Below are 20,297 nucleotides of genomic sequence, written 5' to 3'. Positions count from 1 at the left end.
TACTCCAAATACAAAACGTTGACGGTAGTTTTACCTCCGTCAACGCTACACAAATCGATTATTGCTTATATTTTACTAAATCAGGATTTATTTTCTTTATTAAATCTTTCCCAATAATCCTTAACCGAACTTTTCATCTCTTTACTGAGCATTAAAATACCAAACAAGTTCGGTAAAGTCATGACAACGATAGCGACACTTGCCAATGTCCAAACTAACTCAGTGTCTGAAAATGAAGCCCAAACAAAACCGGCAACATAAACCACTCGGTATGGCATTACTGAGCGCGGCCCGAGTAAATAAGTCATTGCCCTATCACCATAATAAGACCACGCGATGGCAGTCGAAAAGGCAAACAACAATAGTCCAACAGAAACTATGTATTGGCCAAAATCACCGAAAAAGCCTTTAGTAAATGCAATAGTGGTTAAACGCGCCGAGTGTACCAAAGATTTCCCGGTTAAAATCAAGTTTTCTTTTACAATGCTGCCATCCACTATTTTGACTGAGCCGGTGAATAAATCTTCGTTTCCACCCACGGTAAACATCACATCTTCAGCCAAAGAACGAGCATGAATAATCGTAAAACCACTACTCACCGCTTTGCCAGATACAACTTGAATATCACCATTGTATTTTTCAACGCTTGAACTACCGATATTATTTAAATAGTGGTACAAGTTTTCTCTGTCTTGTGGATCTTCTTCAGAGTAACTACCTGCGACTATTTCTAAACTGGAGCGTTCGAATTGGTTGATATGTTTATCTTTCCAAACACCAGAAGATAAAATAACGAGACCGGTCAAAGTACAAATAACGATAGTATCGATAAACGGCTCTAATATTGAAACCATACCTTCAGACACAGGCTCTTTGGTTTTTGCTGCCGCGTGAGCGATGGGAGCTGAACCTTGACCCGCTTCATTGGAGAATAAACCACGATTCACACCACGGTTAAATGCATACGCAATAGAAGCGCCTAAGAAGCCTCCCGTTGCTGCTGAACCGGTAAACAAATCTGAGAATATTGACGTAAATGAAGGTCCGATATTTTCTAAATTGGCGAAGATTACGGCTAAAGCTCCGATTAAATAAATCAGCGCCATAAAAGGCACAATTTTAGATGTAACCGCTGCTATACGTTGAATTCCACCTAAGATGACTAACGCAAGTAGAATCCCTAGTACACTACCAACAATCCAAGGTTCAAAGCCGAAGGTCTCTTCAATACTAGTGGCAATACCATTACTTTGCGGTAAATTACCTGTACCGAAAGAACTGATTACCGTTGCAATCGCAAATGCCACCGCTAACCACTTCATATTGAGACGTTTATCCATGTAATACATGGGGCCTCCAGCCATAGTGCCATCTTCGGTTTTTTCGCGATATTTATGAGAAAGGGTCACTTCAACAAATTTGGTAGTCATACCAAAAAATGCAGTCGCCCACATCCAAAACAATGCTGCTGGTCCACCGAGGAAAATAGCAAATGCTACACCACTAATATTTCCGGTACCGACAGTACCGGATAAAGCTGTAGTTAAGGCTCTAAAATGACTGGTATCACCGGGAGAATCATCACTATCAAACTTACCGGTAACCACTTTCCACGCATGCTTAAAATAACGTATTTGCGGAAAACCTAGAAAAATTGTAAAAAACAGACCTGTTCCCAACAAGATAAATGGAAACAGAGCATTGCCCCCTAAAAAACTATCTAATAGCTTTAAAAAATCATGAAAAACTTCCAAACGACTCCCCTTTTTTTATTGTTATATCGTGTTTAATACAAGTTTCTAATTGTGTTTTATTTCACTAACGTAAATCATCAATCACAGCATTCACGGCTACGAGTAAATCTTCACCTAACTGTTTGCATCTTTCTGGAGACCAGCCATAAGCCGCATCTGGCAAAAGCGCATTATCTTTAAATGGCATTTCCAAGGTATAAGCTAAACAATCATATAATTGTCCAACCGCATTAGTCGCCACTGTCATATTACCTTCACCAGGTGCATCTTTGTCGTAACCAAACTCATCTTGGAATTCCGGTGTGACCGTTAAAAAAGCTGACTTAAACGCATTTTCTAACTTTTCGATTCTTTTACTGTAGCCGGGATTTCCTTCAGCACCGGCGACAAAATTATAAGGTAACGATTCGTCTCCATGAATATCTAAAAACAGATCTACCCCTGTCTCACGCATTTTCTGCATAACCAAAAAGACTTCAGGGCTTTTTTCTAAACTAGGAGATTGCCATTCTCTATTCAGGTTTGTGCCAACTGCATTAGTGCGCAAATGACCACGAACGGAACCGTCTGGGTTCATGTTAGGCACAACGTAAAATATTGCTTTGTCTAGCAATCTTCTGGCCACTCCGTCATCAGGATCGAAAAGACGCGTTAATAGCCCTTCAATTAACCATTCAGCCATGGTTTCGCCGGGATGTTGTCTTGCTGTTATCCAAACTACGGGTTTTTCTTCCTCGGCTTGCCCTATTTCTAACACTGACATGTCGCGACCATCCAATGTTTCACCTAAATGGTGCAATTGACAATCGTTATTCACTTGGGCGCTAGCTAATAAATCTAAATGTCGTTCGTAACTGTAGGGTGCAAAGTAAGCAAAGTAAGTGTGTTTATGCTCTGGGGTGAAGGAAATAGTTAGATTGTCACCATCAAAGACACTGTCGACTCTAAACCATTCCTGTCGGTCGTAAGACGCTACAGCTTGATAACCTTCCCACCCTTCAGGATAGGCAGATTTAGCCAAGTCACTAATTTTAATCTTATGCTCTAAAAAGGGAGTGGAATCTAATTTAAAATGAAACCATTGATAAAATTCAGACTGGTTGTCATTTCTTATTTGTAATTCGATTTGTTTTGGATTTTCTGCGTTGATTACGACGATATTGCCAGAATCAAAATTGCTGCTAATATTCACATTCAGACTCACTGATATTTTAACCGACATCAATCTACCATAATCTGATAAAAAATGGGTTAGGCTGAACCACTAATTTAGATAAAAAAATCAAATTGGCTCATAAATATAAATAACTAAAAGAGAAGTATTTCGCGCGGGGATATCGAGTAAAACAGCTTGCCGCCCTAATCAAATGGACTTTCTGACCAAAACGGCAAATCTGTGTATTTAATTTTTTAAGCTGGAATTGTTGGGTAAGTTAAACCTGCCATAGCTTGCACTACGCGCATAACCTGACAACTATATCCAAACTCATTATCATACCAAACATATAAGGTAGCACGATTACCTGCAACGATAGTGGCTTGCGAATCAACCACTGATGCTGCTCGTGAACCAACTAAGTCAGTAGATACAATTTCAATAGATGAAGTAAAATCTACCTGGTGTTGCAATGAAGAAAACAATGAAAGGTCGCGCAAGAAATTATTCATTTCCTCTTTATCTGTCGACTTATTCAAATTTAAATTCAAAATAGCTAGAGATACATTTGGCGTTGGTACACGTATCGCGTTGCCGGTTAATTTACCTTCTAACTTCGGATAGGCTTTGGATACGGCTTTTGCTGCGCCTGTTTCCGTAATAACCATATTTAATGCTGCACTGCGACCACGTCGCTCTGCTTTGTGGAAATTATCGATTAGGTTTTGGTCATTGGTAAATGAGTGAACCGTTTCAACATGACCGTTTTCAATACCAAACTGCTCATCTAAGGCTTTTAATACTGGTGTAATAGCGTTAGTTGTACAACTAGCGGCCGACAGAATAGTATCGTCGCTGGTAATATCACTATGGTTTACACCGTAAACAATATTTTTAACGTCGCCTTTTCCTGGTGCGGTCAAAATAGCCTTTTTAGTGCCTTTCGCTTTTAGGTGTAGACCTAAACCGTCGCGGTCACGCCAAATACCCGTATTATCAATGACAATGGCATCTTTTATACCAAATTGAGTGTAATCAACACTGTCTGGGGAGTCTGCGTAAATAACTTGAATAAATGAACCATTCGCCTTTATAGCATTGCGTTCGTGGTCAACTGTTATGCTGCCACTAAATGGACCATGAACAGAATCTCTGCGTAGTAAGCTGGCACGCTTTTCTAAATCACCGTCTTTTCCGCCACGAACGACAATGGCTTTTAGGCGTAACTTATTGTTTTTACCTTGACGCTCAATAAGCAATCGAGCCAACAGTCTTCCAATTCGACCGAAGCCGTATAAAACCACGTCTTGAACTGGGTGATTATCTTGCTTTCCTGCAATACTAACTAGCTGTTCATCTAAGTAGGACTTGATGTCCATATCTTTAAATTTATCATCGTGATGATATGCGTAAGCTAATTTACCTAAATCAATGTGTGCAGGTGCTAATTGAAGCTTGCTCATTTCCTCTAGAATTGGCCAACTTTCTCTTAGTCGAAGTTTATCACCTGTATGACGTCTAACTTTACGGTGAGATTTTATAATGTCGATAGCGCTGGCACCTAACATAGGTCTTCCAAAAATCGAGATTTCAACAGCGCTGTCACGATATAATTTACCAAGTACAGGCTGCATCAATTCAGCGTATTCTTGACGCTCTTGCCAACTGCCCATGAGTTCCTGTTCAAACTGCTGATTCATTCTTTACTACCCTAATTTGTTAATAGCATCAAAAAACGCGGGTATTCTAAAGGTAGTTATGCATATCACCAAACTGGTATAAAGTTTCAATTTTTAGACAAAATAGTAATGAAAGCAGGTATTGAATGTAATTTTACCTCATAAATTTCCGTTATGAAGGAGAACAACGCCTTATGCAGGAAATTAGCTAGGAATTCCTGTAAAAATATTACAAAAATTATTTCTAACTATTTTAAAAAACTGCGATTTATTCCGCTTTTTCAGGTGAAAACTTAACGGAAATTGAATTGACGCAATAACGTTGGCCTGTAGGTGCTGGGCCATCGGGGAAAACATGTCCTAGGTGAGCTTCACAATTTTTGCACACTATTTCAATTCGTTGCATACCCAATGAATTGTCTTCATGGAACGCCACATTGTCATGTTTAGTGTGTGCGGAAAAAGACGGCCAACCACAACCTGAATCAAATTTATCTTCAGATGAAAAAAGAATACTGCCACAACAAGTACAGGTGTAGTCCCCAGTATCTTTATTATGCAGCAATTCCCCAGTAAAGGGTCTTTCAGTGCCTTTTTGTCGGCATACTCTATATTCTTCTTCGGTTAACTTTTCACGCCATTGCTCATCGGTTAATTTCATCGAAATCTCCAAAGTAGAATTTAATACTGATTAATTACAGCTTCGTTTAAATACAGTAACACTTCGATAGGCTTGCAGGAATACATTCGATATTTTGGTTTTAGGTTGTAACGACGGCTTCTTGTATCGTGTATCAAGTTCTAACGTCCAAATTCCGCTTGGTAGTTGAAAACGAACATCATGATCGTAGGTATTAAAAATTAATAACAAATGTTCGTCTGTATGTTTGGGGCATCCTTTCAATTCAACCGCAAAAGATTGTTTATGGGGATCTTGCCAATCCGAATCCAATTTATTTTCACCATCGGGTCGATACCAATTCACTTCATCAACGTTGTGATGAAGATTGTACTCGTCATCCTTTAAAGACAAGTCGGTTAAAATGATGCTGCTTTTTCGCAATGCAATCACTTGTTTACAGAATGCCAAAAAGTCTTGTTGTGACTCGTTTAATTGCCACTGTGACCAATTTACCTCGTTATCCTGACAGTAGGCATTATTATTCCCTTGTTGTGTTCGACTCAGCTCATCGCCACCTAACACATGGGGAATGCCTTGGGAAAGTATTAAGGTCGCGAATAAATTACGCTTTTGTTTTTCGCGCAATGCATTGATATTTTCGTCCTTCGTTGGCCCCTCAACACCGTAATTAGCAGACAAGTTATGCCCATGACCATCTCGGTTATCTTCTAAATTGGCTTCGTTATGCCGACTCGAATAACAAACTAAATCATGTAACGTAAATCCGTCATGATAAGTCACATTATTCACTGACGAATGAATTGAGCGCCGACCTTTTGGGAATATATCTCTGGATCCTAATAAGCGGGTTGCAAATTCTCCGGTTAAACCGACATCACCACGCCAAAAACCTTTAACCGTATCTCTGAACTTGTCGTTAACTTCTTGCCAGTTAGCAGGAAACTCTCCCAAACGGTAGCCACCATGGCCAATATCCCAGGGTTCTGCTATCAACTTAACGCCAGCCAAAATAGGATCTTGACGCAGTGTCGTTAAAAAGCCTGAAGTGCTTGAAAATTCATAAGGATCTCGCCCTAACCCAGCGGCCAAATCAAATCTAAAGCCATCCACGCCCATATAACTAACCCAATACCGCAATGCATCCATCGCCATCTTCATGACATAAGGTGAAGCCGTATTGACACTATTGCCGCATCCAGAATAATTGACGTAATGCTCGAAATTCCTAAGATCGTGTTCATCTTTCTCAAACAGATAAAAAGACGCATTATCAAATCCCTTAAACGACAATACTTGGCCATCAAAGCCCCCTTCCGCGGTGTGGTTAAATACCACGTCCAAAATAACCTCTAATCCCGCTTCATGGTATTTTTCCACTAAGGTTTTGAATTCAGCAATAGGGTCATCAATGGCATAGCGCATCTCAGGGCAGAAATAATTAATTGGGTTGTAACCCCAATAATTTGTCAGTCCTTTTTCAGTGATATAAGGCTCTGGCATAAACGCCATAACGGGTAAAAATTGTACAGCCGTCACCCCCAACTCTTTTAAATGCTGAATAATTGCTGGTTGGCAAGCACCAAGATACGTGCCTCTGAGGTTTTCAGGAACATCGGGATGGAGTTTTGTCAGGCCCTTAACATGGGCTTCGTATATGATAGTTTCGCTTAACGGAGTGCGAGGTCTTTGATGGTCGTCGGTTAAAGGCGGATTATTTTCAGCGACAACCACGCACTTTGGCATCATTAAAGCGCTATCACCTTCATACTTTTTGCGGTTCCAATGTAGCGCGCGATTTAATTGCTTTGCGTAAGGGTCGATCAATAATTTTTCTGGATGGAAACAGTTACCATTACAGGGTTTGTTCTCGCCTTGGGTGCGATAGCCATATAACTGGCCGGCTGAAACACCTTCAATATGGCCATGCCATACTTCACCAGTTTTTGCTTTCAATTCAAAATATTCTATTGGTTCTTCAGTGTCTTGCTTAAAAAGACAAAGCAACACTTGTTGAGCATTTGGACTGTGGACTGCAAAATTACAGCCCGTTTCTGTTAAAGTCGCACCTAAAGGAAGGCATTCACCTTCGGTTACTGAAAAACCATGTTGTTTTGAATTAGCCAAATTTTCACTCTGTTATTTGTAACATCAATGTAGCCAAAGGAGGCATATTAATACGAATAGAATAAGGTTGATTATTCCATTTTACCGCTTCAGATTGTACATTTTTAAGTACCTTGTAACCACTACCCCAATATTTTTTGTCGTCAGAATTAAGTATTAAATGGTATTCACCTTCTTCAGGAACCCCTACTCTAAATTCATCCCTTGGTACTGGCGTAAAGTTACTAACCGCAATCACCGTTTGCTGTCCATTTTTAGACTTTCTCAATAACGAAAGCATAGATTGCTCAGCATTCCCATGATCGATCCATGCAAACCCATCAGGATCATGATCACTTTCATATAGCGCAGGATAAGTGCGATATATGTTGTTTAGATCTCGATACAAAGATTGAATGCCTTTGTGTTTATCAAAATTAAGCAAATCCCATTGTAATGAAGCGTCATGATTCCATTCAGAACTTTGCCCAATTTCATTGCCCATAAAATTCAATTTTTTACCTGGGTGTGCATACATAAAGCCAGCATAGCATCTCAGATTGGCGGCTTGCTGCCATTCGTCACCAGGCATCTTTCTAAGTAATGCCCCTTTACCATGCACCACTTCATCGTGGGAGATAGGTAGAACAAAGCTCTCACTAAAGGAATAAACCATGCTGAAGGTTATTTCACCATGATGATAACGTCGGTAGGAAGGGTCTTTACTGATGTAATGCAACGAATCGTGCATCCACCCCATGTTCCATTTAAATCCAAAACCTAAACCACCTTCGAATACGGGTTTAGACACTTTAGGAAACGAAGTCGACTCTTCGGCGATGGTCATTGCCCGAGGGAACTTCTCATAAACGGCTTTATTCATCCATTGCAAAAAGCTGATCGCTTCGTAATTTTCGTTTCCGCCATCAACATTGGGGATCCATTCACCATCTTTACGGGAATAATCCAAGTACAACATAGATGCTACAGCATCTACACGCAGTCCATCAATGTGGAAATGTTCTATCCAAAACAATGCGTTGGCCACCAAAAATTGACGCACTGTATCTTTACCAAAGTCATAGATACAAGAGTTCCAATCTGGATGCCAGCCTTTACGCGGATCTTCGTACTCGTAAACATGAGTACCATCGAAACGAGCTAATCCGTGACCATCTTCGGGGAAATGCGCCGGTACCCAATCGATTATAATGCCAATACCATTTTGATGGCATTTATCTACGAAAAATTTAAAGTCGTCGGGATCGCCAAATCGACTAGTGGGTGAAAACAAGCCTACAGGTTGATATCCCCAAGAGCCATCGAACGGAAACTCAGAAATCGGCAATACTTCCAGATGAGTATATCCCATGTCTTTCACATAAGGGATAAGGTCATCGACCAATTCGCGGTAACTTAAATAGGTTTTATCTGGATCAGTTGGTCGCTTCCAGGAACCTAGATGCACCTCATAAATACTCATTGGCTGTAAGTATTTATCTGCTTTTGATTGCTCTATCCATTCAGCGTCATTCCATTGATAATCATTTTGATTAAATATAATTGATGCGTGAGATGGATACTGTTCAGCACTAAAACCCACAGGATCAGCTTTGTGAGGCAGTTGATTGCCATTCGCATCTTTAATTTGATATTTATATCGTTGGCCGGCAGATAAACCTGGAATAATTAAAACCCAATAACCCATTGACGTTTTTTGCATCGGATGGCAACTGCCATTCCAATAGTTAAAATCACCAATAACAGATACAGCCTTAGCGTTAGGCGCAAAGACCGCAAATCGAGTTGCCTCTATTTTTTTATCCAGTCCAACGTCTAAAGATATTAACTGTGCCCCCAATTGCTGATACACATTTTCAGGGGCATGATCAACATAGTGCACCGCATGGAATGCTTGTTCTTGAAACTGATAAGGGTCTATAAGGTCATAGGTAGTTTCTTTAGTTTCCACTTTCAAACCATAAACCAAATCTTCTTTGACCTTTTTAAACTGACCACAAAACAAATCTGTTTTGTTTTTTCGCTTTAGCTTGCCAACGTTTTTTCCAGAATCTAAGTCAAACACACTGACATTTTTTGCTCCGGGTAACCAAACATTAAATTGGGTTATTTCTTCAATGGTTTTTTTACCTAAAAATTCAAATGGTTCAGTACAATTAGCTTGCTTTAATTCTTCTTCTATTAACATTGATTCGCCTTATGGGTTAACGTCAGTTCAAAATATAGAACCTTAACCGTTTAAGTAAAGTATAATTACAGAATTACTTTGCGTTGTCTCTAGCCTTCGTTAGCTTTTTCGCTAAAAGCACAATATCGGGATCAGAGAATATTTGCTCTAAATCCTGATTTAGTTTGCGCTTCCAGTTTGGATATTCTTTGAAAGTACCAGGTATGTTGACAGGTTTATCCATTTGTAACCAGTCTTCAAGTTGCAAACTGAGTAATGCGCTAGACCCAGTTGCCATATGCACCTGCATGTCATAGTTTAACTCTTTGCTCATACCAAGATGATCTACTTGACGATCCATCCATTCGGGAATGGCATGGTGTCCATGCAGACTATTCAAGATTTGCTGCTTATTACTGTGTCTACTGGCATACAGCCCCGACAATATTTCCTCAGTAGGATACAACCCCAGTTCTTTGCCAAGTTCTAAATCGTGACAATGCCAATATCCCGACAACGTTGGCATATCATGGGTGGTTAACGTTGACATAGATTGAACCGGATAATCTGATGGAGAATAAAAACCGCCGTCTTTAGCTTGTTCAAAAAAGAACACACGGTAAGAGTAAACACCGTTATCAGCTAATTTACTGCGGATTTCTTCAGGTACGGTTCCTAAGTCCTCACCAATGACTAAACTTTGATGACGCTGGCTTTCAAGGGCTAAGATACCTAATAAATCATCTACAGGATAATAAACATAGCCGCCATCTTTTGCATTGTCACCTTTTGCTACCCACCACAAACGAAGTAACGCCATCACGTGATCAATTCTTAACGCTCCGGCAGACCTCATATTTGAATCAAACAAATCAATAATAGGTTGATATTGCTGATGATAGAGTTTCTCTGGATCCATTGGAGGCAAGCCCCAGTTTTGTCCTAACGGACCAAGCACATCAGGCGGCGCGCCTACGCTAGCATCTGTGCAATACAAATCTTTATTTCCCCATATCTCTGCGCTGCCTTCACTCACACCAACAGCCAAATCACGATAAATACCAATAGACATGTTATTTTGTGTTGCGACTTGATTAGCTGCTTCTAGTTGCAGCGCGGCTTGCCATTGCAAAAACAAGTAAAATTTGACACGTTTTGCATTCTTTTTAACAAATTTAGATACCGCTGGCGACTGAAAATCAGCATATTCTTTGGGAAAAACAGGCCATCCCCAAGAGGGTTTTCCTTGGTTAGCCAAGTGCTCTTGCAAAGCATCATATGTGGCTAACATTTGCAGACTATCCCCCCCCTCTTTCACAAACTGTTTAAAGGCTTTATTCTGCTTAGTATTTTTACTTAAAAAGTGGCTATTTTGATTATCAAATACACGCTCAAGGGCACCTAATTTTAATTGAGTGACCGCTTCGTAATCCACATATTCCAAACTGCGCACATGATCTAGGCGCGATTGAAATTCTGCATTATTCACCAATTCTTGTACATCAGGACAGTTATAACCATCAATAGCTGTCACATCTAGATATATAAAATTAAGCCAACGTCTGGAAGAAGGTCCATAAGGGCTGCACGCATCTGGATTTGCTGGATAAAGTGCATGAATAGGATTCAAACCAATAAACTGTGCACCGTTTTTAGCAGCAGACGCAATCAATTGAGCCAAATCAGAGAAGTCTCCAACGCCCCAGTTATTTTCGCTTCGAAGGCAGTAAAGCTGTACGCTTAACCCCCAGACTTTGCGGCCATCTAGAATCGATTGAGGATGATAACAAGAAGAAGGTGCCATTATCATTCGCATTGCTGCAATCTGATCACCGTCATCCGCCAACAGTTTGAGTTGATGGTAACCTAGTGGTAAAGAATGATTTAGTTTAATTAGGTATTCTTGAAACTCTATATCTTCAATAATAGTCGCGTTGATTAAATCACCATCTATAGGTACAAACTTTTGTTGTAATGTACTTTTGTCTTCACAATCGATGGCGATGACAAAGTCGTCATTAACTAATTCTATTGGAAGCCTAACCGTAATAAATAACTCATCCGTATCACGATTTACTTGAACTGGATTAAGTGGAGACATCCAAATTTGTTGAAACTCTGTTTCTACCTGAGCGATTAACGATTCCTCGTCATCAACTTGGTAACCCATGGCGCTCAATAATTTGCGTTTACTTTGTTGTTTAACTATTTCGGGTTTGCCCCATGCATCAATGTAGTTCGATTCTACACCTTTTATATCTACAAGCTTGTCGATAAGAGGAGAAGTCATGCCGCTTTGTGTCCTATTAATATAGTACTTTGACGAGTTTTAAGAATAGCCTCGTCTCATATAAAACTGAAATTTTACTTAATAAGTGGTAAATGTGCGTTGATATATTGTCAATTTTTTCATTTACTACCTAAGTAGCGAATTTAAAGACTCACCATCATGCTTGATTAAATCCCTATTCATTGATCTTCAAAGACTATTAAATAGAACTTCGTTTCTCAAGTCTATATGAAGTTAACAGACCAACAAGGTACTAATTTTACCCCACAGACTCTGTTATGATGGTGTCTACATTATCCGTCATAATGTTAATAAATCGTTATTGAATACGTTTGCAGTGAATATATCGTAATAAAACAACAAATTTCAGGGTTTTTTTTGCCTTATAGGCAATTATGATCCATAATTTTTGTAATTATCTTACAACCAAATGTGAAATTGAGGAACCTTCATGGCAATCAAAATTGGAATTAATGGCTTTGGCCGAATTGGACGGTTTGTATTTAGAGCTGCATGCGAACGCTCTGATATTGAAGTTGTAGCAATAAATGATCTTCTAGATCCTGATTATATGGCTTATATGCTTCAGTATGATTCTACGCACGGAAAATTTAATGGCACTGTTGAAGTAGTTGACGGTCATCTAGTCGTAAATGGCAATACAGTACGTGTAACTTCAGAGCGTGATCCTGCTGACCTTAAATGGAATGAAGCGGATGTTGATGTGGTAGTGGAATGTACAGGTTTATTCCTTACCGATGAAACTGGACGTAAACATATACAAGCCGGCGCTAAAAAAGTGGTCTTTTCTGCACCGTCTAAAGATGCCACTCCTATGTTTGTTATGGGTGTTAATCATGAGACATACGCAGGTCAGGACATTGTTTCTAACGCCTCTTGTACAACCAATTGTTTAGCGCCATTAGCAAAAGTACTGAATGATAAGTTTGGTATTGTTGACGGTCTAATGACCACTGTTCACGCAACAACAGCTACGCAAAAAACGGTAGACGGTCCATCGCACAAAGATTGGCGTGGCGGACGTGGTGCAAGTCAAAATATTATCCCATCTTCAACTGGTGCTGCTAAAGCAGTGGGGAAAGTAATTCCTGCATTGAACGGTAAATTAACCGGAATGGCATTTAGAGTACCAGTGGCTGATGTTTCAGTAGTTGATTTGACAGTTAATTTAGAAAAGCCAGCTACTTACGATGAAATTTGTGCCGCAATGAAAGAAGCTTCTGAAGGTGAACTAGCCGGAATTTTAGGTTACACCGAAGATGCAGTGGTATCGCAAGACTTTATTGGCGATGTTAGAACATCTATTTTTGATGCTAAAGCCGGTATTGCTCTAACCGACACTTTTGTAAAAGTCGTTTCATGGTACGACAATGAAATTGGCTACTCCAATAAAGTGCTTGATTTAGTGGCTCACATCAGTAAATAAGTTTAATAAAATTTTTAAACGTAATAAAGCGACCTTATGGTCGCTTTTTTTATGTTATTCCAATCTACTTTAGTTAATAATTCTTATAGATCATATTATTACCCATCCTAAGGGTATTAATAATTACAATGTTTAAAATAGGTATTTGAGTATGAACACACCATCTAGTATCTCCACCAGTAAAAGAGGTGAGAACGATATATTGGAAATCAACAATGATTTTGCGAAAGCGACAATTTCTTTATTTGGTGGGCATATTCTAAGTTACATTCCCAAAACAGATAATATAGACAGACTTTGGGTCAGCGACGCTGCGATATTTGATAACAAAACAGCAATACGAGGTGGGATTCCAGTATGCTGGCCTTGGTTTGGCGATGGGCATAAACAAAATAGAGATGACCTGCCCGCTCATGGATTTGTCCGCAACCAAATTTGGTCTTTGGACTCAGCCGAAGAAAATGACCAGGGTACACAATTGGTATTGACGCCCAAATCCACACAAGGGCCTGGATGGGCATTTAAAACCACTTTAAAACTCAAGGTTACTGTGGGTAAAACCTTGGTGCTAGAATTGATTACACGCAACATGGACGCTGAAGATATTCATCTTGGGTGTGCACTACATACGTATTTTAGTGTGGACGATATTGATGGGGTAACGCTAGCCGGATTAAGCGGTCCCTATTTAGACAAAACTCAAAACTATGAACAATTTGAAACACCAGAAACCTACCGAATAAAAGAAGAAACCGATCGTGTCCATTTACATCCAGCGGTATTGGTTGAAATCAACAATGGCCATCATATCAGCGTACGTTCAACAGGACACGACAGTATTGTAGTTTGGAACCCTTGGAAAGATAACTGCCTAAGGATGAAAGACATGCAGCCGGATAGCTATGAAACCATGATTTGTGTTGAAACAGCTATTACACAAGGCAAAATACTTAAAAGCAAAGAAGAAGTTATTATCAAGCAGCAAATAATTTAACTAACAGACTGGTAAGTAATGTTGTTGCTAAAAGGATTTGAGACTAAAACGGATTTAATATTAGAAAGGATTGTTCTTAGGTTTAATTGTGCTTAGATGTGATTGTAACTAGATGTCTAGTGTTGTTTTAAATGGCGGAGTGGACGGGACTCGAACCCGCGACCCCCGGCGTGACAGGCCGGTATTCTAACCAACTGAACTACCACTCCGCATTTTAAAACAGAATAAATTTGCTGGCGGAGTGGACGGGACTCGAACCCGCGACCCCCGGCGTGACAGGCCGGTATTCTAACCAACTGAACTACCACTCCATTCGCAAATTTTCTTCAATATGTTGGCGGAGTGGACGGGACTCGAACCCGCGACCCCCGGCGTGACAGGCCGGTATTCTAACCAACTGAACTACCACTCCGCTGACCTATTGAAGCGCTGTTAACTAGTTTTGTATAACCCCCTAGTCAACCGCGGCGCAGATAATAAGGGTTCACTATTGGCGAGTCAACCAGTTTTTTCGTATATCCTAACCTTATCCATCTATTTGTTTTAATTTTGTGCAAAAGTGTCAAAGTTGCTCAATAAATACACGCCATTTATCGACCTATGGCGAGAACGCATTTATTGGTTTAATCCTTTTTGGGAATAGAAAGATCGATAATTCCGCTTTCTTCACTATTCTCCTTGCTTGGAGTAATTTCTGGCTGTTGAACGTTTTTCTTCGAAAACTTATTTTTAATTTTATCAAGCATACCGACTTTTTGACTTTCAAGTTGGGTGTTTTCTGGGTCTTTCGGTTTTTTAGGCGGTTTTAAATATAACCACAAAGTCACACAGCCAATAACAATGATGATGAAATTAATTCCGATAATTAGCCCCCAGAACATCAATTGTGACATTTGCTGTTCTTCAGGCTCTGGTTGACTAGATGGCGGAGATTGTTCTAACTGTGAGCTTGCATCAATATTATTTTGACCATCAGCCCCAGTCGTTTGCATTTGCGGCTCAATTACCACCTCAGGTTCTTCTACTAAATATGTATACTCTGGTACATCTAAGATGAAGTCCCGACCACTTTTGGTATTGCCATAAGCAGTTAGTTTGATGCGGTAGACGCCAGACTCATAATTAACAATTAAATATTCTCGTGCATTTGGCGTTTGTTCTGTTAATGAAAAGTTTTGTACATCACCATTTGGGAAACGTACTTTGCCATCAATCAACAGCGAATTCATATCTACGTATTCTCGCTCAGCATCAATCACCAATTTGTGATATCCATCCCCTCCTCCATCTTCGATCATACTAATCTTTATTGGATTTGGATAAAGCATCAGCGGCGGATCAACCTGTTCTCTGGTGAGCATGGGGGTATTTACCACAAACACCGGTGTCCACTCACCGTTGGCTACCGATAAATTAAATTGTCCAGTAAAGACTCCGTCTAGCGGCGTTTCATCCATACCGCGACCATTATCTTCAAAGGTCGCAATAGTCGCGACTTCAGCACCAAAATTGTTGTAGTTGGGATTATTTGTACTTACAAATTTGATTTCCAAGGAAACAACATCGCGAAATTCAGTGCTGTCAATAGGTTCACCGCCATTGGTTAATTGCGCGCTTTGCTTTAAGATTTCCCCTGAAAATAGCACATCAGGAAGCGGTTTTGCGTGAAGTTCAATATCGGTTATCACCATCACTCGGCTATCAGGCAATATTTGCCCTACAGCCTGCCATGGACCGGGAGTGGGATTTTTGATGTTGACCAGATCATAAGTCGCCGCGTCATACCAAAAAATATTCTCGCCATCGGCGTCCGCTTCAAATATTTTTGAGCCATCGGGTTTTACAAGAACAACAGGAGCGCTGCCAAATTCACGAAAAAATACCATTGTGATTTCATCTACTTGGTAATCTATCCGGAAGCGATTTTGCAATAGCTTTATACTATTGTGATATTGATCACCTAATTCATGAAGTGGTTGCTGATTTTCTGCCGCAGGGGTTTGGGCATAAATTTGAGTTATGCTAAAAAGTGACAGCAATACAATTGCTGTCCAATGACCGATTAACTTAATTTGGCTGACGCCAGATACAAGAACCACTGCTGTCCTCTACAAGTTTTAAACGTGCTTGATGTTGTTCTAATTCATCGGCAGATGCTTGAATAACCTTGAATGGTTTTCGGTTTGGATCTAGACGTTGAATGATGTTTGCATTGTTATTGTTATTTTCATTTGCTTTATTGCCACTTAAATTTAAATCTGTTTGCCCGCCGGTCATCAACAAATAAACATCAGCCAGAATTTCTGAATCCAGCAAAGCGCCGTGCAATTCACGATGGGAATTATCTATTCCATAGCGCTTACAAAGAGCATCCAAATTATTTTTTTGCCCTGGATGTAACTCTCTGGCCAAGGCTAAGGTATCCAGAACAGTACAGATTTCTCTGCTTTTAATTGGGTTGATAGCATTCATCAACTGAAATTCATGATCCATAAAGCCGATATCAAAAGGCGCATTATGAATAACTAACTGGGCACCACGAATAAAATCAACGAAGCCTTGGCATATTTCTCTAAATTTGGGTTTATCTGCGAGAAATTCATTCGTTATACCGTGAACTTCTATGGCTTCTGCTTCTACAATACGTTCTGGATTTATGTACACATGAAAATGGTTGCCGGTAAGTTTACGGTTAACGAGCTCAACACAACCTATTTCAATTACCCTGTGACCCTGTTTAGGATCGATACCGGTAGTTTCCGTATCTAAAACGATTTGACGCATTTATATCAACTCAAGTGGAATTAGTAGTAGCAATCATTATACTTGCCTGTAACTTTAAATCACGAATATTTCCATGAAGCATATTACAATTTATACAGATGGCTCTTGTCTTGGTAATCCTGGCCCTGGCGGTTACGGTGCAGTTCTTAAGTTTAATCAGCATGATAAAGAAATAAGCCAAGGCTTTAAGCATACAACGAATAACCGTATGGAGCTATTAGCCGCAATCGAAGCCTTGAACACCCTCACAGAGCCTTGTCAGGTGACGCTCACTACCGATAGTCAGTATGTTAAAAACGGCATAAATCAATGGATAAAAAACTGGAAGAAAAATGGCTGGCGCACGTCAGACAAAAAACCAGTTAAAAATGCAGATTTATGGAAGAGACTTGATGAGCAAGCGCAAAAACATACGATAAAGTGGGAATGGGTCAAGGGGCACTCAGGACACCCAGAAAACGAGCGCTGTGATGTGTTAGCCAGAACCGCTGCCGAATCCTCGAATTTACTGGAAGACAGCGGTTTTCAATAACCTAATGCGAATTGTCTAAGAAGCAGGGGCCGTCCCCTGCTACCAAGTACAAATTAATTTGCCAATAGTGTCATTGTCTTCCATTCGAGTATGCGCCTCAGTAATCTTCTCAACGGCATAAACGGTATCAATTACAGGCTTCAATTTTCCAGTCTTAAATTCGTCTAAAAATCTTTGGCTAAACTCCGTAATTAACTTCGTTTTATACTCATCGCTGCGATTTCTGAGAGTAGACCCTTGGATTTTTGCTCGCTTACCTAACAATAAGCCCATATCCAAGTTATCGCCAAAGCGACCATTTAGCATGGCTAACTGAATAATACAGCCATCCATATTTAGCACTTTCAAACTGCGATTAGTGTATTCAGCGCCGATAAAGTCGATAACCACATCGGCTTTAAACCCCGTAGACGATAACGCATCGGCAAAGTCTTGCTGCTGATAGTTAACTAATGTACCTGCACCTAAATCAGCGCAGACTTGTAACTTTTCAGGAGAAGACGCAGTTACCGCAATACTGGCACCGATCAAATTAGCCAGTTGAATTGCAGCAAGTCCTACTCCACTTGCGCCAGCATGGATTAATGCAGACTGACCTTGTTTAAGTTGACCAATATCACAAAGACTTTGATAAGCCGTTAAAAAGACTTCAGCAATGCCCGCCGCTTCAGCACAACTTAAGTTGTCAGGGGTTTTAAACACATGGTCACTCAGAATTTTGGCGTATTGCGCATAACCGCCGCCTGCCACTAATCCAAATACCCGCTCACCTTCTTTTACCGTTGTGACATTACTGCCCACGGCCACCACAACACCGGCAATTTCCAAACCTAAAATTTCACTTTCACCTTTAGGCGGTGGATATTTTCCTTGGCGTTGCAAAGTGTCAGCTCTATTTACGCCAAAAGCATTAACTTTAACTAACACTTCGTTTGATTCAATTGTGGGGATAGTAGTGCTATTCATTTTAAGGGACTTCGGTGACTCACCTTTTTCAAAATCCACAAATGTCATGCTCTGTTGACTGTTCAAAAATTACTCCATATGTAAAAAATAGAATCGAATTTAGCTATCATATAGTGACTGCTGTACAATCTCAAAATTAGTCAATTTTGGAATTTTTATGAGTGCATCTGTCATTCTACACCCCGGCCGGGAAAAATCTTTATTACGTAGACATCCGTGGATATTTAACAGTGCTATCAAAGAACACAAAGGCGTTGTTCGTAATGGCGACACCGTAGATATATTCAGTGGTGAAGGTGAATTTCTTGCCAAAGGAGCATGGTCTACTGAGTCGCAGATCCAATTGCGGGTTTGGACATTTGATCGCCAAGAAGTGGTCGACAACGGTTTCTTTTTGCGAAAACTAGATCAAGCGATAGCATTGAGAGAGTCAATTGTATTAAAACACGGTTTAACCGGATATCGAATAGTCGCGGCTGAATCCGACGGTTTGCCGGGTATCACTATCGATAAATATGCCAACGTTATCGTCTGCCAATTACTCTCAGCTGGTGCTGAAAAGCACCGCAAAAAAATAGTTTGGGCATTAAACAAACGCTTTCCTGATTGCAGTATTTTAGAACGCAGTGATGTAGCAGTTAGAGCAAAGGAAGGCTTGCCAGAACTTGTTCAAACCTTACATGGTGATGTACCCGATGAGGTCATTATTGAAGAAAATGGGGTAAAAATCATTGTCGACCTCATTCAAGGACATAAAACTGGGTTTTATCTAGATCAACGAGATAACCGCGCCATTGCCGGAAGTTATGCTGACAATAAGAGTGTATTAAATTGTTTTAGTTATACTGGAACATTTGCCTGTTACGCCCTCAAAGGTGGTGCTAATAGCGTAGTCAATATGGATGTATCTGAAAATGCGTTAGCAACAGCCAAGCGAAATCTTGAAATAAATAAGCTAGATATATCTAAAGCGAGTTTCGTTAAAAAAGACGTGTTTGAAGCCTTGAGGGAATATCGTGACAATGGCACAACCTTCGACATGATCGTGCTTGACCCACCTAAATTTGTTGACTCTAAAGCATCTTTAAATAGAGCCTGTCGAGGATATAAAGACATTAATATGCTGGCAATGAAAATTCTCAATCCGGGCGGCATACTGTTAACCTTCAGTTGTTCAGGACTTTTGTCTTCCGATTTATTTCAAAAAGTGGTGGCAGATGCTGCTTTAGATGCGAATAAAACCGTACATTTTTTGGAAAGATTAGGGCAAGCTCCCGATCATCCAGTTGCCAGTAATTACCCAGAGGGTTTTTATTTAAAAGGGTTGGTTTGCAGAGTAAGTTAACTAAATTTGCAATATAAATAGCTAAAAGACCAAGTACATTATGCTGCTTGGTCGTTTAGCCAAAATGCTTGTTAATTCATTTCGATGATTTCAACACCAATAATACAACTACTATCTGTGCTGCTATCACAGCGAACAACTTTCGCTTTAGCACTTAGAGAAGGTATTTGACTGCTGGTCGATTCAATCGCGACGTCAACAAGTGTTCCTATTTCAACAGACTCTTCCTCAACTTCAAAAGACATGCCTGTGGCACTAATGTCCTTGCAAACTGCAGGCATAGAACGAGTCGATTCGTCATCGTGAACTGTCAACTCACAGGGTGAGTTCAACATCATCCGAAAAAAGTTTCGCTTGTCATCGTATCCCAACATCTTTTACCTCATCCTAACTATAAACACCTATCACTTTTATAG

General features: G+C 40.1%; 15 protein-coding genes and 3 tRNA genes. 4 read left to right on the top strand and 14 right to left on the bottom strand.

Annotation, left to right across the window (positions count from 1 at the left end; translation table 11 throughout):
* Positions 1–80: 80 nt before the first annotated feature.
* The 7 genes from KO530_RS00690 to malQ all read right to left on the bottom strand — a co-directional run bounded on the left by KO530_RS00690 (position 81) and on the right by malQ (position 11,813).
* A complete protein-coding gene (locus KO530_RS00690; RefSeq protein ID WP_216046463.1) occupies positions 81–1,754 on the bottom strand; it encodes an alanine/glycine:cation symporter family protein in 1,674 nt (557 codons plus the stop codon).
* A 64-nt stretch (positions 1,755–1,818) separates the two neighbouring features.
* Positions 1,819–2,946: a M14 family metallopeptidase gene (locus KO530_RS00685; RefSeq protein WP_216046748.1), complete on the bottom strand. Its 1,128-nt coding sequence runs from the start codon at positions 2,944–2,946 to the stop codon at positions 1,819–1,821.
* Between the two features lie 218 nt (positions 2,947–3,164).
* Positions 3,165–4,610 carry a glyceraldehyde-3-phosphate dehydrogenase gene (locus KO530_RS00680; RefSeq protein WP_216046462.1) on the bottom strand — a complete coding sequence of 482 codons (1,446 nt, stop codon included), beginning with the start codon at positions 4,608–4,610 and terminating at the stop codon, positions 3,165–3,167.
* Between the two features lie 247 nt (positions 4,611–4,857).
* Positions 4,858–5,250, bottom strand: a complete 393-nt coding sequence (msrB, locus tag KO530_RS00675) for a peptide-methionine (R)-S-oxide reductase MsrB (RefSeq protein ID WP_216046461.1) — start codon at positions 5,248–5,250, stop codon at positions 4,858–4,860.
* A gap of 30 nt (positions 5,251–5,280) precedes the next feature.
* Complete coding sequence (glgX, locus tag KO530_RS00670) at positions 5,281–7,356, bottom strand: glycogen debranching protein GlgX (protein ID WP_216046460.1); 2,076 nt, start codon at positions 7,354–7,356, stop codon at positions 5,281–5,283.
* A 4-nt stretch (positions 7,357–7,360) separates the two neighbouring features.
* Positions 7,361–9,544: a 1,4-alpha-glucan branching protein GlgB gene (gene glgB, locus KO530_RS00665; protein ID WP_216046459.1), complete on the bottom strand. Its 2,184-nt coding sequence runs from the start codon at positions 9,542–9,544 to the stop codon at positions 7,361–7,363.
* Between the two features lie 73 nt (positions 9,545–9,617).
* A complete protein-coding gene (malQ, locus tag KO530_RS00660) occupies positions 9,618–11,813 on the bottom strand; it encodes a 4-alpha-glucanotransferase (protein ID WP_216046458.1) in 2,196 nt (731 codons plus the stop codon).
* A gap of 451 nt (positions 11,814–12,264) precedes the next feature.
* On the opposite strand from malQ, the gene gap reads away from it, so the two are divergent.
* On the top strand, positions 12,265–13,260 hold the full coding sequence (gap, locus tag KO530_RS00655; RefSeq protein WP_216046457.1) for a type I glyceraldehyde-3-phosphate dehydrogenase: 996 nt from the start codon (positions 12,265–12,267) through the stop codon (positions 13,258–13,260).
* A gap of 151 nt (positions 13,261–13,411) precedes the next feature.
* Positions 13,412–14,254 (top strand): D-hexose-6-phosphate mutarotase, encoded by an 843-nt coding sequence (locus KO530_RS00650; protein WP_216046456.1) that lies wholly within the window; start codon positions 13,412–13,414, stop codon positions 14,252–14,254.
* A 132-nt stretch (positions 14,255–14,386) separates the two neighbouring features.
* On the opposite strand, the gene KO530_RS00645 is transcribed toward KO530_RS00650, so the two are convergent.
* From KO530_RS00645 to dnaQ, 5 genes are all read right to left on the bottom strand, one after another.
* Positions 14,387–14,463, bottom strand: a tRNA-Asp gene (locus KO530_RS00645).
* Positions 14,464–14,488: 25 nt separating this feature from the next.
* Positions 14,489–14,565 (bottom strand) — tRNA-Asp (locus KO530_RS00640).
* A gap of 24 nt (positions 14,566–14,589) precedes the next feature.
* Positions 14,590–14,666, bottom strand: a tRNA-Asp gene (locus KO530_RS00635).
* Between the two features lie 211 nt (positions 14,667–14,877).
* Positions 14,878–16,290 (bottom strand): TIGR03503 family protein, encoded by a 1,413-nt coding sequence (locus KO530_RS00630; RefSeq protein ID WP_252728715.1) that lies wholly within the window; start codon positions 16,288–16,290, stop codon positions 14,878–14,880.
* Positions 16,291–16,321: 31 nt separating this feature from the next.
* The gene (dnaQ, locus tag KO530_RS00625) at positions 16,322–17,038 is read right to left on the bottom strand and encodes a DNA polymerase III subunit epsilon (RefSeq protein ID WP_216046455.1); all 717 of its coding nucleotides are present in this window, start codon (positions 17,036–17,038) and stop codon (positions 16,322–16,324) included.
* 73 nt (positions 17,039–17,111) lie between these two features.
* On the opposite strand from dnaQ, the gene rnhA reads away from it, so the two are divergent.
* Entirely contained in the window at positions 17,112–17,570 is a 459-nt protein-coding gene (gene rnhA / locus KO530_RS00620) for a ribonuclease HI (RefSeq protein WP_216046454.1), read from the top strand.
* A gap of 39 nt (positions 17,571–17,609) precedes the next feature.
* On the opposite strand, the gene KO530_RS00615 is transcribed toward rnhA, so the two are convergent.
* On the bottom strand, positions 17,610–18,584 hold the full coding sequence (locus tag KO530_RS00615; RefSeq protein ID WP_216046746.1) for an NAD(P)H-quinone oxidoreductase: 975 nt from the start codon (positions 18,582–18,584) through the stop codon (positions 17,610–17,612).
* A 109-nt stretch (positions 18,585–18,693) separates the two neighbouring features.
* Here KO530_RS00615 and KO530_RS00610 point away from each other — a divergent pair, with 109 nt between their 5' ends.
* Positions 18,694–19,881, top strand: a complete 1,188-nt coding sequence (locus tag KO530_RS00610; RefSeq protein ID WP_216046453.1) for a class I SAM-dependent methyltransferase — start codon at positions 18,694–18,696, stop codon at positions 19,879–19,881.
* A gap of 71 nt (positions 19,882–19,952) precedes the next feature.
* On the opposite strand, the gene KO530_RS00605 is transcribed toward KO530_RS00610, so the two are convergent.
* The gene (locus KO530_RS00605; RefSeq protein WP_216046452.1) at positions 19,953–20,255 is read right to left on the bottom strand and encodes a PilZ domain-containing protein; all 303 of its coding nucleotides are present in this window, start codon (positions 20,253–20,255) and stop codon (positions 19,953–19,955) included.
* Between the last annotated feature and the right edge of the window lie 42 nt (positions 20,256–20,297).

This window comes from Aliiglaciecola lipolytica, from assembly GCF_018860635.1.
In the GTDB taxonomy this organism is placed as follows: domain Bacteria; phylum Pseudomonadota; class Gammaproteobacteria; order Enterobacterales; family Alteromonadaceae; genus Aliiglaciecola; species Aliiglaciecola lipolytica_A.
This window is presented reverse-complemented; position numbering and strand designations above follow the sequence as displayed.

Bases quoted from the DNA above. Each gene is read 5' to 3' on its own strand.
- KO530_RS00680 (WP_216046462.1), bottom strand. From the start codon at position 4,610: ATGAATCAGCAGTTTGAACAGGAACTCATGGGCAGTTGGCAAGAGCGT.
- msrB (WP_216046461.1), bottom strand. From the start codon at position 5,250: ATGAAATTAACCGATGAGCAATGGCGTGAAAAGTTAACCGAAGAAGAA.
- glgB (WP_216046459.1), bottom strand. From the start codon at position 9,544: ATGTTAATAGAAGAAGAATTAAAGCAAGCTAATTGTACTGAACCATTT.
- malQ (WP_216046458.1), bottom strand. From the start codon at position 11,813: ATGACTTCTCCTCTTATCGACAAGCTTGTAGATATAAAAGGTGTAGAA.
- gap (WP_216046457.1), top strand. From the start codon at position 12,265: ATGGCAATCAAAATTGGAATTAATGGCTTTGGCCGAATTGGACGGTTT.
- KO530_RS00650 (WP_216046456.1), top strand. From the start codon at position 13,412: ATGAACACACCATCTAGTATCTCCACCAGTAAAAGAGGTGAGAACGAT.
- dnaQ (WP_216046455.1), bottom strand. From the start codon at position 17,038: ATGCGTCAAATCGTTTTAGATACGGAAACTACCGGTATCGATCCTAAA.
- rnhA (WP_216046454.1), top strand. From the start codon at position 17,112: ATGAAGCATATTACAATTTATACAGATGGCTCTTGTCTTGGTAATCCT.
- KO530_RS00615 (WP_216046746.1), bottom strand. From the start codon at position 18,584: ATGACATTTGTGGATTTTGAAAAAGGTGAGTCACCGAAGTCCCTTAAA.
- KO530_RS00610 (WP_216046453.1), top strand. From the start codon at position 18,694: ATGAGTGCATCTGTCATTCTACACCCCGGCCGGGAAAAATCTTTATTA.
- KO530_RS00605 (WP_216046452.1), bottom strand. From the start codon at position 20,255: ATGTTGGGATACGATGACAAGCGAAACTTTTTTCGGATGATGTTGAAC.